Genomic DNA, 12,575 nt, shown 5'->3' on the forward strand with positions numbered 1-12,575 from the left:
CCCACCCTATCGTGGAGGTCCCGCCGTGCTGTCCGTGCCTGTTGCCCATGCTCCGTTTCCCTTGCCGCGTCGCCGCGCGTTGCCGCAGGCGCTCGCGCAGGGCCTGCTGATCGCTGCACTGGCCAGCAGCAGTATTGCTGCTGCCCAGTCCAGCACGGATCCAGCCAAGGATTCCCAGGCGCCTGCATCGCAGACCCTGCAGACGGTACAGGTCACCGCCAACCTGCTCGGTACCATCACCGAGGGCAGCGGCGCCTATACGCCCGGCACCATTGCCACCGCTACCCGCCTGGTGCTGACGCCACGGCAGACCCCGCAGACCATCAGCGTGATCACCCGCGCCCAGATGGATGACTTCGGCCTGCACGGCATCGACGACGTGATGCGGGTGACCCCCGGCATCAGCATCGTCACCTACGACAGCGAACGCACCGAGTACTACGCGCGTGGTTTCGCGATCCAGAACTTCCAGTACGACGGCATTCCGATGTCGCGCAATTCGGCGTACTCCGCCGGTAACACGCTCAGCGATACCGCCATCTACGACCGCATCGAGGTGCTCAAGGGCGCGACCGGCCTGTTGACCGGCATGGGCGATCCGGGTGCGACCATCAACCTGGTGCGCAAGAAGCCGGGCAAGGACTTCGCCGGCAGCGCCTCACTGGGTGTCGGCCGCTGGGACGACTACCGCGCCGAGCTCGATGTCGGTGGTCCGCTGACTGCCGATGGCCGCCTGCGTGGCCGTGCCGTGGGGGCCTGGGAAGACAAGCACTCCAACCTGGACCACTACCAGCGCGCCAGCAAGGTCGGCTATGCAGTGCTGGAAGCCGATCTGGGCGAGCGCACGCTGTTGTCGATCGGTGGCGACGTGATGGACAGCGACCCGAAGGGCTCCACGTGGGGCGGCATTCCGCTGCTGGACAGCGCCGGCAACTTCAACCGCATGCCTCGCTCGTTCAACAATGGTGCGCAATGGGCCGGCTGGCGCCAGTACGTGCGTACCGGTTTCGCCACGTTGGAGCACACGTTCGCCAACGATTGGATTGCCAAGCTGCAGCTCAACCATCAGGTCAACGGCTATGACGCCGCACTGGCCGGTGCCGCCGCCGGCAATCCGGATCCGTTGACCGGCGAAGGCGTCAGCCTGTGGCTCGGCAAGTACGTCGGCAAGACCGTCAGCAATGCCGCCGACTTCTATGTGAGTGGGCATTTCGGCCTGTTCGGCCGCGAGCATGAGCTGGTGGTCGGTGGCAGTGCCTCGCGCAAGCGCTGGACCAATACCGGCTACGGCCCTCAGGCGGGTTTCCCGGATACCGTGCCGGACTACCGCAGCTGGAATGGTGACATTGCCGAACCGCAGTGGCAGCGCACCTATGACAACAATGAAGTGACCCGTGAGAACGGGCTGTACGTGGTCGGCCGTTTCGACGTGGCCGATCCGTTGAAGCTGATCGTCGGCAGCCGGCTGGCCAGCTACCGCTCGCCGGATACACGCGAAACCGGCGTCTATGTGCCGTATGCCGGCGTGGTCTACGACCTCGGTGAGCACTACTCGGTGTACGCCAGCTACAGCACCATCTTCAAGCCGCAGGGCGAGCGTGACGAGCAGGGCAAGGCACTGGATCCGCTGGAAGGCCGCAGCTACGAGATGGGGCTGAAGGCCGAGTTCTTCGATGGACGCCTCAATGCCAGTACGGCGCTGTTCCAGCTTGATCAGGACAACTTCGCCCAGCCCACCGGCGGCAAGACACCGGATGGCCAGGATGCCTACCGCGCCTTGATGGGCGTGCGCACCAAGGGTTACGAGCTTGAAATGTCGGGTCAGCTGGGCGAGGGCTGGCAGGTGCAGGGTGGGTTCTCCCACAAGATCGCCCGCCAGGCGGGCACCAAGGTGACCACGCTGGAACCGGAGAACCAGTTCAGCCTGCATACCCGCTATCGCCTGCGCGGTGCCTGGCAGGCGCTGACGCTGGGTGGTGGCGCGCGCTGGCAGGATTCGACCTTCGGCGAGATCACCAATCCGGCCACGCAGGCCAAGGTGGTGCATCGCACGCAGCCTTACTGGTTGCTCGACGCGATGGCGCGCTACCAGTTCAACGATCGCCTGTCGGCCACGGTCAACGTCAACAACCTGCTGGACAAGCGGTACTACACGATCTTCAACTGGTACAGCACCTACACCTGGGGTGAGCCGCGCAATGTACGGCTCACCGTGAACTACAGGTTCTGACGCGGGTCCTGTAGAGCCGAGCCCACGCTCGGCTGGCTGTCGCACCGCAGCCGAGCATGGGCTCGGCTCTACACGTACGCCCGCGATGCTCTGCAGCATCGCGGGCGTTGTCGTTACAGCGGCAGGTCGAACACCAGCACTTCAGCGTCGTTGCCGTTTTCCAGGGTCAACTGCGCTTCGTCGCTGACCTGCAGCGCATCACCGGCTTCCAGGGTGATGCCGTTGACCTGCAGCTGGCCACGCGCCACCTGCACATAGGCGCCACGACCGTTGCCAAGCGCATGGTGCAGCTTCTGGCCGCCATCGAGGATGGTGGCGAAGATGCGGGCATCCTGGTGGATGCGCAGCGAACCGTCGGCACCGTCCGGCGAGGCGATCAGGCGCAGCTGGCCGCGCTTGGTCTCCGGCGCGAAATGGGTCTCCTCGTACGACGGCGTGATGTTCTCGGTGTCCGGGAAGATCCAGATCTGCAGGAAGTGCACGGTCTCGTCGGCCGAGTGGTTGAACTCGCTGTGACTGACGCCACTGCCGGCGCTCATGCGCTGCACGTCGCCGTAGCGCAGCACCGAACCGGTGCCCATCGAGTCCTTGTGCTCCAGCGCGCCGCCCAGCACGTAGGAAATGATTTCCATGTTGCTGTGGCTGTGGGTACCGAAGCCCTGGCCGCCGATCACCTTGTCTTCGTTGATCACCCGCAGCGGGCCGAAGCTGACGTAGCGCGGGTCGTAGTAGTTGGCGAAGGAGAAGGTGTGGCGCGAGGACAGCCAGCCATGCTCGGCCAGGCCACGGGTAGCGCTCTTGCGGATCTGCAGCATGATGGAATCTCCTTGTTCGATGGTTTCGATGGGGCGGGGTGGGCCGGTAGCCGCTGTGTTTCCCCGTTGCAGAGAAGTATCCGCTTGCGCCCGGGGTTTGAAAAACGGATAGTTTTGACAGCCATCATCGAAAAATTCGAATGCTCAAGCTCAGCCTCGATGCCCTGCAGATCCTGGATGCCATCGACCGCCGCGGCTCGTTCGCCGGCGCCGGCAAGGCCCTGCACAAGGTGCCCTCGACCATCTCCTACACCGTGGCCAAGCTGGAGGAGGACCTGGGCGTACAACTGTTCGACCGGATCGGCCCGCGTGCCGAGCCGACCGAGGCCGGACGCGCGCTGCTGGACGAGGGGCGGCACCTGCTGCGCGCCGCCCGGGAGCTGGAACTGCGGGTGCGCCGGGTGGCGTCGGGCTGGGAGACCGAACTGACGCTGGCGGTGGACTCGGTGTTCCCGACCTGGCTGCTCGGCCCGGACATCGCCGCGTTTCGTGAGGCGGAGGCGCCGACCCGGCTGCGGCTGATCGGAGAGGCACTGTCCGGCACCTGGGAGGCCCTGCTGGACCGCCGTGCCGACCTGCTGGTCGGCGCGCCCGGCGAGGGGCCCAGCGGCGGCGGTTACGTGGTCGAGCCGTTGGGCACGGTGGAGTTCGTGTTCGCGGTCGCGCCCGATCATCCGTTGGCCACAGTGCCGGGCGTGCTGGGTCGAGAGCAGCTGGTCGAGCACTGCGCGATCGCGGTCTCTGATTCCGCGCGCAGGTTGCTGCCGCGCACGGTCGGCTTGTTGATGGGGCAGGAGATGCTGACGGTGCCGGACATGGCCAGCAAGCTGAAGCTGCAGTGCGAAGGCGTGGGCTTCGGCTTCCTGCCCGAACCGTGCGCGCGCGCTGCAGTGGCGCGTGGCCAGCTGGTGATCCGTGAGGTGGAGGAACACAAACCGGAAGAGACCTTCTGGCTGGCCTGGCGCACCGGCGAGGATGGCGCTGCACTGCGCTGGTGGCGCGAGCGCCTGCGCAGGCCGGAGCTGCTGTCGCAGTGGTGGCAGGCAATGGCCAGAGGGTAGGGGTTTGGCAGGGCTGCGCCCTGCACCCGCTACGATCCAGAGCAACAGCAACAGCAACAGCAACAGCAGAAGCTGGTTTCCTGAGGGATGGCGGGGTGGGGCCGGTTGCGGGAGACGCCGTAAACCCGTCCATGGGGGCTTGGCCGCGGCATCCATGCCGCGGACACTCCCGCAACCGGGCCCACCCCGCCTTCGACAGTTTTCCGCGATCTGTCGGAACGGCGTACTGCTCTGGTAGGTGTCGACCTTGGTCGACACGGTAGATCCACGCCATGCGTGGATGCTCTTCGATCAATTATCGAAATACTCGAACTCGATGGAGATTCACCCACGCATGGCGTGGATCCATCAGATCGCGGAAATCTGTCAGAGGTGGGGCGGTGTCGGATTGCGGGGTGTCCGCGGCATGGATGCCGCGGCCAAGCCCCCAAGGCAGGGTTCACGGCGTCCCCGCAATCCGACACCGCCCCGCCACCCCACGGAATGCGTGCTGTTGCTGTTGCTCCGGCTGTGGCTTCTGCAGGTGCAGGGTGCAACCCTGCCAAAAAAACACACATAAAAAAAACAGCAGGCCAAGGCCTGCTGTTTCGGTGTAATGGTGCGCCCGGAGAGATTCGAACTCCCGACCGCCTGGTTCGTAGCCAGGTACTCTATCCAACTGAGCTACGGGCGCCCTGCGACAGGAGCGGAATTATGCGGATGTCGGCGCGTACCGTCAACAGTTTTGTGAAAATTTTCATCCAACTGAATGAAAAAGCTGTCAGCCACGGCATCAGGGGCCTTCAGCCACGCGAAATGATCGGCGCGGGTGCCCAGTTCCTGCGCGGACAGCACGCGCAGCTGCGCGTCCACATTCGGCAGCTTCGCCAGCAGCGTCTGCATCGATCCGGTGGGTGCCAACCAGTCGTGCTCCATCAGCACCGCCTGTGCGCTGCCATGCACGCGTGCCATCTGCGCGTCGAGGTCTTCATCCATGCCGGCCGCGGCGTAGTGGTTGTTCAGGCCCACGCGTGCCCAGTCGGCAATCAGTCCACGCGCTTCGGTGCCACCAAAGCCGAGGCGACGGCCATGCAGCACGCCCTGGCGCTGCGCGATCCACGGCAGGAAGCGGTAGACCAATGGCAGCAGCCAGCCACGCGGTGGCGGGAACCCGCGCCAGAACGGTGAGCCACTGGCAGCCAGCCACAGCCGGTTGAAGTCGTGCGGGTTGCGGCCGGCGTGCACACAGGCCAGCTGCCCACCGAGGCTGTGTCCACCGATGACCCAGGGCAGGGCACCGGCGTCGTCGTCCGCTGCGGCCAGTACCGCCTGGCTGCTCGGCAGATCCTGTTCGAGTACCTCGCGATAGCCCCAATCCTGCGTGCGTGACGGACGCAGCGAACTGCTGCCATTGCCTCGCCACTCATGCAGGTAGACCGCCACGCCCTTCGCCGCCAGCGCCAACGCCAGTGGCAGGTAGTGACGTGCGGCCACGCCCAGCGCAGGCAACCACAGCAGGCGCGCGATGGGCTGTGCAGGCACGCAGGCGATCACTTCGTAGCGATGGCCATCAGCGCACTGCACGGCGAGGACGTCCGGTGTGAGGCTCATGCGTGTGGTGCCGCGCCGAAGTGATCCAGCACCAGCACCTCGCTGCGGCCGGGGGCATAGCCCTGCTGCAGGCCGCGTGCAACGTAGTCGATACCGGCTTCGCAGGCATTGGCCAGGCTCAGGCCGTTGCACAACTGCGCGGCGATGGCCGAGGCCAGCGTGCAGCCGGTGCCATGTGCGTCCAGCGGCAGGCGGGCATGGATGAACTCTTCGCTGCTCACGCCGTCGAAGTAGCGGTCGATCACGCGGTTGCCTTCATGCAGGTGGCCACCTTTCAGCAGCACCGCACCGGCCCCCAGGTCGAGCAGGGCGGAGGCGGCCTGTTCTGCGTCTTCACCGTTGCTGATCTTCCGGCCGACCAGCAGTTCCGCTTCCGGCGTATTGGGAGTGATCAGCGTGGCCAGCGGGATCAGGCGCTCACGCATGGCCTGCAATGCACTGTTTTCCAGCAGGCGTGCCCCACTGGTGGCGACCATCACCGGGTCCAGTACCACGTGCGGCGGGCGATGCTTTTCCAGTGCATCGGCGACGGCATGGATCACTTCGGCGTTGGCCAGCATGCCGAGTTTCACCGCATGGATGTCGAAGTCGTCGAAGCAGGCATCCAGCTGCGCGCGGAGGAACTCGATGGGGGGCACGTGCACGGCGATGACGCCGCGGGTGTTCTGCGCGGTCAGTGCAGCAATCGCCGAGAGGCCATGCACACGGTGCGCGGCGAAGGCCTTCAGGTCGGCCTGGATGCCGGCGCCACCGCCGGAGTCGGAGCCGGCGATGGTGAGGGCGGAAACGGGAGTGGTCGGGCTCATCAGTTGATTGTGCCGTGGTCCCGGAGGGGAAGGTAGATCCACGCCATGCGTGGATGTCCTTGATTCAATGCCGCCAACGCGCCCACTGCTGGTACAGCACATAACCCAGCCCGGTCAGGCCGGTCAGCAGGGCCGGGGCGAGCAGGGCGTCGTACTGCCAGCGCATGAACAACCAGGCGCCGATGATGCCGCCGGCGAGGAAGCCGCTGATGATCAGGCCGCTGAGGGTCAGCCGTCGTACCTGCAGCGGCAACCCGCGCAGCAGGTGGCCCAGGCCGATGCCGAGGTCGGTGAACATGCCGCTGAGGTGGGTGGTGCGCACCACCGCGCCACTGAAGGTGGTGGCCATCGCGTTCTGCAGGCCGCAGGCCATGGCGGCGGCCAGCGCGCCCCAGATCTGGTGTTGTTCGAACAGTGGAATGGCGACCAGCAGCAGCGCCGATTCCAGTGCCAGCGCCACGCCGTAGCGCCGGCCCAGCTGCAGGGTGCTGTCCTGGATCAGCAGGCCGCTGAGCATCGCGCCCAGCGAGAACGCGATCAGCAGTCCCCACAGGTGGCCGACCGCGCGCCAGTCACCCTGGGCCAGTGCCATGCCGAGCTGGCTGGTGCTGCCGGTCATGTGGCTGACCGCCTGGTGTTCGAAACCGAGGAAGCCGACCACGTTGACCATGCCGGCCACGCACGAGAGCGCGACCGCGCCGATCCAGACCCAGGTGGGCAGGCGTATTCCCATCGGCGGGGGCCCTCAGGGCCCGCCGAGGCCGCCGTTGAACTGCAGCTCGCTGAAGGTGTTGCTGGCCGGGTCGAACACCGCGCCCCAGAACTGCGTGCCACCGTCACAGACGCGGATCGCTTCCCGTGCCGGATTGATGCCGCTGTCGTCGGGCAGGTGGAAGGCGTTGATGTAGATCAGCCGCTTGCCGGCGCTTTCAATGCCGACGTACTGGCGGTCGAAGTCCAGCACCTTCGGTACCTGTGATTCCAGCGACGACAGCTGCGCTTCCAGCTGGTCGATCTGCTGCCGGCTGGGCGCCCAGTAGCCGCTGACCCGCCCGGCCTCGCGGCCGGGGCTGGCGCGCGAGCAGGTGTCGAGCACCTGCGCGGCGATGATCGGGCGGGTGACCACCCAGGACTGGCCGGTACGCTCGGCGGTCGGCACGCTGGCCGGGCCGCGCGTGGTGGTGCAGGCGCCGAGCACGGCTGCGAGGGTGATCGCAGCCGTGGGCAGCAGCAGGCGGGTGCGGCGTTTCACAACACCTCCGAAGCGTAGTCGGCCAGGCGCGAGCGCTCGCCACGGCGCAGGGTGATGTGTGCGCTGTGCGGCCAGTTCTTGAAGCGATCCACCGCGTAGGTCAGGCCCGAGGTGGTCTCGGTCAGGTAGGGCGTGTCGATCTGCTCCACGTTGCCCAGGCAGACGATCTTGGTGCCGGGGCCAGCACGGGTGATCAGCGTCTTCATCTGCTTGGGGGTGAGGTTCTGCGCCTCGTCCAGGATCAGGTAGCGTGACAGGAAGGTGCGGCCGCGCATGAAGTTCATCGAGCGGATCTTGATGCGGCTGGCCAGCAGGTCGTTGGTGGCCTGGCGGCCCCAGGTGCCGCCTTCCTGATTGTGCGTGAGCACTTCCAGGTTGTCGGTCAGCGCGCCCATCCACGGCGTCATCTTCTCTTCCTCGGTGCCGGGCAGGAAACCGATGTCCTCGCCGACGCTGACCGTGGCGCGGGTCATGATGATCTCGCGGTAGCGCTGCTGGTCCATCGTCTGCGCCAGGCCGGCAGCCAGCGCCAGCAGGGTCTTGCCGGTGCCGGCGGTACCCAGCAGCGTGACGAAGTCGATCTCCGGGTCCATCAGTGCATTGAGCGCGAAGTTCTGCTCGCGGTTGCGGGCGCTGATGCCCCACACGGCGTGGCTGCCGTGGCGGAAATCATCCACCAGCGACAGCACCACCTTGCCGTCGCCGACCACGCGGCTGACGCGTAGCTCGACTTCGTCTTCGCCCGGCAGGTAGACGTACTGGTTCGGGTACCACTCCTCGCCATCCTGCGCGAGGATTTCGTAATGCGTGCGGCCCTTGTCGCTCCAGCTGCGCAGGTCGTCGCCGTGGCGCCTCCAGAAGTCTTCCGGCAGCTCGGTGGCGCCGGTGTAGAGCAGGCTGAAATCGTCCAGCGCGCGGTCATTCTCGTAGTCCTCGGACACGATGCCGGCGATGGCGGCCTTGATCCGCAGGTTGATGTCCTTGGAAACGAACACCACCGGCAGGTCCGGGGTTTCTTCCTTCAGCGCCAGGATCGCGCCGAGGATGGCATTGTCGGGAATGACCTTGCCAAAGCTCTTGCCCGCGTCGAAATGGCTGGTCTGGAAGCGCAGCTTGCCGGCGCTCTGCTTGCCGCGCAGCTGCAGGCCATTGGGGCGCTGCAGCGGAATGCCGTCGGCCAGGTTGTCCAGGCCGGATTCCTGCACCAGCTCATTGAGGAAGCGGCTCACCTGGCGGGCGTTGCGGCTCGCCTCGGAGGTGCCCTTCTTGCCGTTGTCCAGCTCCTCGATCACCTGCATGGGCAGGTAAACGTCGTGCTCCTCGAATTTAAACAGCGCGGTGGGATCGTGCATCAGCACGTTGGTATCCAGCACGTAGATGCGCTTGCCTCGGGTCATCGTCGATTCCTGGTTACGGACAGGGAAAAACCACCACGGCCTGCTGCGGGGCAGGGTGATGGCAGACACAGTAGGCAGTGGGACTCACTTGGACTGGGAGGCCTTCAGTTCGGCGAGAACGGCATCGGCATGGCCGGCAACCTTGACCTTGCGCCAGGACTGCACGATGCGGCTGTCGGGGGAAATCAGGAAGGTGCTGCGTTCGATGCCACGTACCTGCTTGCCGTACATGTTCTTCATCTTGATCACGTCGAAGGCGCTGCACAGCGCTTCGTCGCCATCGCTGACCAGCGGGAAGTTGAAGCCCTGCTTGGCACAGAAGTTGTCGTGCGACTTCACCGAGTCGCGCGAGACACCGAGTACCACCGCGCCTGCCTTCTTGAACTTCGGCAGCAGTGCGTTGAAGTCGATGCCTTCGGTGGTGCAGCCGGGGGTGCTGTCCTTGGGATAGAAGTACAGCACCAGCCAGTGGCCGGCGTAGTCGCCGAGAGTGGCCTGTTCGCCACCGGACAGTGCCAGCGGCAGGGAGAGGGTGGTGCTGTCCAGGGTATCGCCGTTGTTCATGAGGTCCTTCTGTCGAGCCTGGGTTCTTTCTACGACAATTGCATGAAACGCCACGCGCCCGTGAGAGGCGCGCGAAGAATCAGAATTTCATCGGGTCCATGATCGCGTCCAGGTTCAGGTGGTCGCAGAATTCAAGGAAATCGTCGCGCAGCGCGGCGATGTGCATGTTGGCCGGCACGCCGATGGTGACCTGCGCGCTGAACATCTCCGCACCGGTCTGCATGGCGCGGTAGCGCGTGCTCTGCAGGTTCTCGATGGTGATGCCCTGGCGGTCGAAGAAATCGGCCAGCTGGAACAGGATGCCCGGCTTGTCGGCGGCGATCACCTCGACGATGTACGGCAGCAGGTTGGACTGCGCCTGCTTGGCGGCGGTGCGGTACCAGACCAGCTTCAGGCCTTCCTCGCGCTCCAGCCGGGTCAGCATCGCCTCCAGCTTGGCCACCGAGTCCCACGAGCCGGTGGCCAGGGCGGTGACCGACACATCGCGGCCGACCGTGGCCAGGCGTGCGTCCACCAGATTGCAGCCGCTGTCGGCGATGCGGCGGGTGACGGACAGCAGGGGGGACTCCGGATGCGTCGTGTAGGCGTTGATCAGGAGGTGGTTTTCGCTCGGCGCGGGGCGCGGGGTGGTGTCGGTCAAGGCGATTCCGGGTAATGCATGCGTTAGTCTGAATGCCCGCCAGAGGCGGGGATCCACCGGTGTCCAGCATACTTGCCCGTGCTTTCGCGCCGCAAGTAACATTCAGGTCACCCCCGGCCTTTCGTGGCGGGCGTTTTCCCTTCCCAGCCAAGAGCAGCACGTCCTTGTCCCTTTCCGGCCTCATCACCGCGCTGGCGACCCCGTTCCGGGCCGACGGCGCCCTCGATCCCGACGGTTGGCAGCGCCTGCTGCACCTGCAACTGGAAGGTGGCGTCCATGGCGTTGTCGTTGCCGGCTCGACCGGCGAAGCAGCAACCCTCACCGATGCCGAGTACGACCTGCTGCTGGCCAGCGCGGTCGAGCGCATCGGCGGCCGCATCCCGGTCATGGCCGGCACCGGCCTGTCCGGTACCGCCAAAACCATTGAACAGACCCGCCGTGCCGCTGCGCTCGGCGCCAGCCATGCGCTGGTGGTCACCCCGCCGTACGTGCGGCCGACCCAGGCCGGCCTGATCGCCCACTACCGCGCGGTCGCCGACCAGGGCGGGTTGCCGGTCGTGCTGTACAACGTGCCAGGCCGTACTGGTTGCGACATGCAGCCGGACACCGTGGCCGAACTGGCCAGCCACCCCAACATCGTCGGCATCAAGGAGGCGGTGGGCGACACCGGCCGGGTGCAGGCGCTGCTCGCCCTGCGCAGCCCGCAGTTCGCCGTGCTCAGCGGCGACGACGGTACGGCCGCGCGTTCGATCCGGGCCGGTATCGACGGCCTGATCTCGGTCGGCTCCAACGTGCTGCCCGGCGCCTACCGCCGGATGTGCGAGCTTGCCGCCGCCCACGATCACGAGGCCACCGAGTCCTGGGATGCGCGCCTGCAGCCGTTCCATGAATTCTGCGGCGTTGAACCGAACCCGATCCCGGTCAAGGCGCTGCTGCGCCGTATCGGCATCGGCCACGATCTGCGCCTGCCTCTGCTGCCACTGTCGGCGCCGCATCATCCGGCGGCCGACCACCTTGCCGGCGACATCGCCGCCCTCGAAGCCCTTTCCAGCCACTGACCTTCCGTCTTGGTCTGACCCAGGAGATTCACATGCGTCAATCCGTTTCCACTGTCCGCGTGCTGTCCTACGCGCTGCTTGCCGTGGCCGTCGCCGCCGGCACCACCGGCTGCTTCAAGCGTGGTGTCAAGGGCGACTACGCTCTGGCCCCGGAAATGCGTCCGCTGGAAGTGCCGCCGGACCTGAACCTGCCGACCACCACTGGTGACAACAAGGTGCCGACGCTGGCGTCGGCGACCAAGCCGGCAGCCCCGGTGGCCGCGGCCCCGGCCGTGGGCAACACCGGTTTCACCATCGCCGGTGGCAAAGATGAAGCTTTCGCCAAGGTTGGTACCGCGCTGGAAGGCGTGGAAGGCGTGACCATCGCCAGCCGCGCGCAGCTGCTGGGCTCGTACGACGTGGCCTACGAAGGCAGCAACTTCCTGGTCCGCGTGGTCGCCGTCGATGCTGGCGCCTACATCTCCGCGGTCGATCCGCGTGGCCTGCCGGCCACCGCCGAAGCGCCGGTGAAGCTGATCGCCGCGCTGAAGGCGAAGCTGGCCCAGTAAGGGCCGGTCGGTGGGTGCGGCCCAGGTCCGCACCCACCCGGGGAGAGGCCGATCTTGGTCGGCGCTTCTGTGCCAACCAAGGTTGGCACCTACCGGATCGCAAGGTTGGCATACCGGATCTTGCGGTTGGCGTTTACCGGAAAACAGAAAAGGCGCCCGTGGGCGCCCTTTTCGTTACCGCCGCGGGCGCTTCTCAGCGCTCCAGCAGCTTCAGCTTGTCCGGCTTGCCGTCCCATTCGCCGGCGTCGGCGGGTGGGTCCTTGCGCACGGTCAGCACCGGCCACTCCTTCGCCAGCTCGGCGTTGAGGGCGACGAAGCTTTCCTGGCCGGCAGGAACATCGTCCTCCGGGAAGATCGCGTTGACCGGGCACTCCGGTTCGCAGAGGGTGCAGTCGATGCACTCATCCGGGTCGATCACCAGGAAGTTCGGGCCTTCGTGGAAGCAATCCACGGGGCACACTTCCACGCAATCGGTGTGTTTGCACTTGATGCAGTTTTCGGTGACGACAAAGGGCATGGGCTGGGGGTGGATCGATTCCTGAACCCGCCAATTCTAGAACAGGTTGGCCCCCGGTGTCGGCGCGGGACGGAAATCGGGCGTCTGGCAGGCGCGA

The 12,575-nt window shown here is 66.1% G+C and carries 13 protein-coding genes and 1 tRNA gene; 4 read left to right on the plus strand and 10 right to left on the minus strand.

Going from position 1 to position 12,575, the window contains the following annotated elements; genetic code table 11:
- Nucleotides 1-25: 25 nt before the first annotated feature.
- Nucleotides 26-2,230 (plus strand): TonB-dependent siderophore receptor, encoded by a 2,205-nt coding sequence (locus tag FQS62_RS08480; protein ID WP_208043390.1) that lies wholly within the window; start codon nt 26-28, stop codon nt 2,228-2,230.
- 113 nt (nt 2,231-2,343) lie between these two features.
- Here the strand turns inward: FQS62_RS08480 and FQS62_RS08485 are convergent, their stop codons facing one another.
- Complete coding sequence (locus FQS62_RS08485) at nt 2,344-3,045, minus strand: pirin family protein (protein ID WP_049434728.1); 702 nt, start codon at nt 3,043-3,045, stop codon at nt 2,344-2,346.
- A 140-nt stretch (nt 3,046-3,185) separates the two neighbouring features.
- Between FQS62_RS08485 and FQS62_RS08490 the strand changes: the two genes are divergently transcribed.
- Nucleotides 3,186-4,106: a LysR family transcriptional regulator gene (locus FQS62_RS08490; protein WP_057501248.1), complete on the plus strand. Its 921-nt coding sequence runs from the start codon at nt 3,186-3,188 to the stop codon at nt 4,104-4,106.
- A 596-nt stretch (nt 4,107-4,702) separates the two neighbouring features.
- On the opposite strand, the gene FQS62_RS08495 is transcribed toward FQS62_RS08490, so the two are convergent.
- From FQS62_RS08495 to FQS62_RS08530, 8 genes are all read right to left on the minus strand, one after another.
- A tRNA-Arg gene (locus FQS62_RS08495) sits at nt 4,703-4,779 on the minus strand.
- Nucleotides 4,770-5,696 carry an alpha/beta hydrolase family protein gene (locus FQS62_RS08500; RefSeq protein ID WP_099588755.1) on the minus strand — a complete coding sequence of 309 codons (927 nt, stop codon included), beginning with the start codon at nt 5,694-5,696 and terminating at the stop codon, nt 4,770-4,772. Before FQS62_RS08500 ends, FQS62_RS08495 begins: the two co-directional genes overlap by 10 nt.
- A complete protein-coding gene (gene thiD, locus FQS62_RS08505; protein WP_049445318.1) occupies nt 5,693-6,502 on the minus strand; it encodes a bifunctional hydroxymethylpyrimidine kinase/phosphomethylpyrimidine kinase in 810 nt (269 codons plus the stop codon). The genes FQS62_RS08500 and thiD overlap by 4 nt, the downstream gene beginning before the upstream one ends.
- Before the next feature lie 64 nt (nt 6,503-6,566).
- Nucleotides 6,567-7,235, minus strand: coding sequence for a YoaK family protein (locus FQS62_RS08510; RefSeq protein ID WP_010484284.1), 669 nt, complete (start codon nt 7,233-7,235; stop codon nt 6,567-6,569).
- A 12-nt stretch (nt 7,236-7,247) separates the two neighbouring features.
- On the minus strand, nt 7,248-7,754 hold the full coding sequence (locus FQS62_RS08515) for a hypothetical protein (RefSeq protein ID WP_208043707.1): 507 nt from the start codon (nt 7,752-7,754) through the stop codon (nt 7,248-7,250).
- A complete protein-coding gene (locus FQS62_RS08520; protein ID WP_099588753.1) occupies nt 7,751-9,151 on the minus strand; it encodes a PhoH family protein in 1,401 nt (466 codons plus the stop codon). The genes FQS62_RS08515 and FQS62_RS08520 overlap by 4 nt, the downstream gene beginning before the upstream one ends.
- A gap of 84 nt (nt 9,152-9,235) precedes the next feature.
- Nucleotides 9,236-9,715 (minus strand): peroxiredoxin, encoded by a 480-nt coding sequence (locus tag FQS62_RS08525; protein WP_049445310.1) that lies wholly within the window; start codon nt 9,713-9,715, stop codon nt 9,236-9,238.
- Between the two features lie 79 nt (nt 9,716-9,794).
- A complete protein-coding gene (locus tag FQS62_RS08530; protein ID WP_005409051.1) occupies nt 9,795-10,355 on the minus strand; it encodes a glycine cleavage system transcriptional repressor in 561 nt (186 codons plus the stop codon).
- Nucleotides 10,356-10,519: 164 nt separating this feature from the next.
- Here FQS62_RS08530 and dapA point away from each other — a divergent pair, with 164 nt between their 5' ends.
- Together dapA and FQS62_RS08540 are read left to right on the plus strand one after the other, a co-directional pair.
- A complete protein-coding gene (dapA, locus tag FQS62_RS08535; RefSeq protein ID WP_088479150.1) occupies nt 10,520-11,413 on the plus strand; it encodes a 4-hydroxy-tetrahydrodipicolinate synthase in 894 nt (297 codons plus the stop codon).
- Nucleotides 11,414-11,445: 32 nt separating this feature from the next.
- Entirely contained in the window at nt 11,446-11,961 is a 516-nt protein-coding gene (locus FQS62_RS08540; protein ID WP_049410369.1) for a hypothetical protein, read from the plus strand.
- A 193-nt stretch (nt 11,962-12,154) separates the two neighbouring features.
- Here the strand turns inward: FQS62_RS08540 and fdxA are convergent, their stop codons facing one another.
- The gene (gene fdxA / locus FQS62_RS08545) at nt 12,155-12,478 is read right to left on the minus strand and encodes a ferredoxin FdxA (RefSeq protein ID WP_004153066.1); all 324 of its coding nucleotides are present in this window, start codon (nt 12,476-12,478) and stop codon (nt 12,155-12,157) included.
- Nucleotides 12,479-12,575 lie beyond the last annotated feature (97 nt).

This window comes from Stenotrophomonas sp. SBJS02 (assembly GCF_020428325.2).
GTDB classification, from domain to species: Bacteria; Pseudomonadota; Gammaproteobacteria; order Xanthomonadales; family Xanthomonadaceae; genus Stenotrophomonas; species Stenotrophomonas africana.

Excerpts from the sequence above, each read along its gene's own strand:
- FQS62_RS08540 (WP_049410369.1), top strand. The coding sequence starts at position 11,446 with ATGCGTCAATCCGTTTCCACTGTCCGCGTGCTGTCCTACGCGCTGCTT.
- FQS62_RS08500 (WP_099588755.1), bottom strand. The coding sequence starts at position 5,696 with ATGAGCCTCACACCGGACGTCCTCGCCGTGCAGTGCGCTGATGGCCAT.
- FQS62_RS08525 (WP_049445310.1), bottom strand. The coding sequence starts at position 9,715 with ATGAACAACGGCGATACCCTGGACAGCACCACCCTCTCCCTGCCGCTG.
- thiD (WP_049445318.1), bottom strand. The coding sequence starts at position 6,502 with ATGAGCCCGACCACTCCCGTTTCCGCCCTCACCATCGCCGGCTCCGAC.
- FQS62_RS08520 (WP_099588753.1), bottom strand. The coding sequence starts at position 9,151 with ATGACCCGAGGCAAGCGCATCTACGTGCTGGATACCAACGTGCTGATG.
- fdxA (WP_004153066.1), bottom strand. The coding sequence starts at position 12,478 with ATGCCCTTTGTCGTCACCGAAAACTGCATCAAGTGCAAACACACCGAT.
- FQS62_RS08485 (WP_049434728.1), bottom strand. The coding sequence starts at position 3,045 with ATGCTGCAGATCCGCAAGAGCGCTACCCGTGGCCTGGCCGAGCATGGC.
- FQS62_RS08510 (WP_010484284.1), bottom strand. The coding sequence starts at position 7,235 with ATGGGAATACGCCTGCCCACCTGGGTCTGGATCGGCGCGGTCGCGCTC.
- FQS62_RS08490 (WP_057501248.1), top strand. The coding sequence starts at position 3,186 with ATGCTCAAGCTCAGCCTCGATGCCCTGCAGATCCTGGATGCCATCGAC.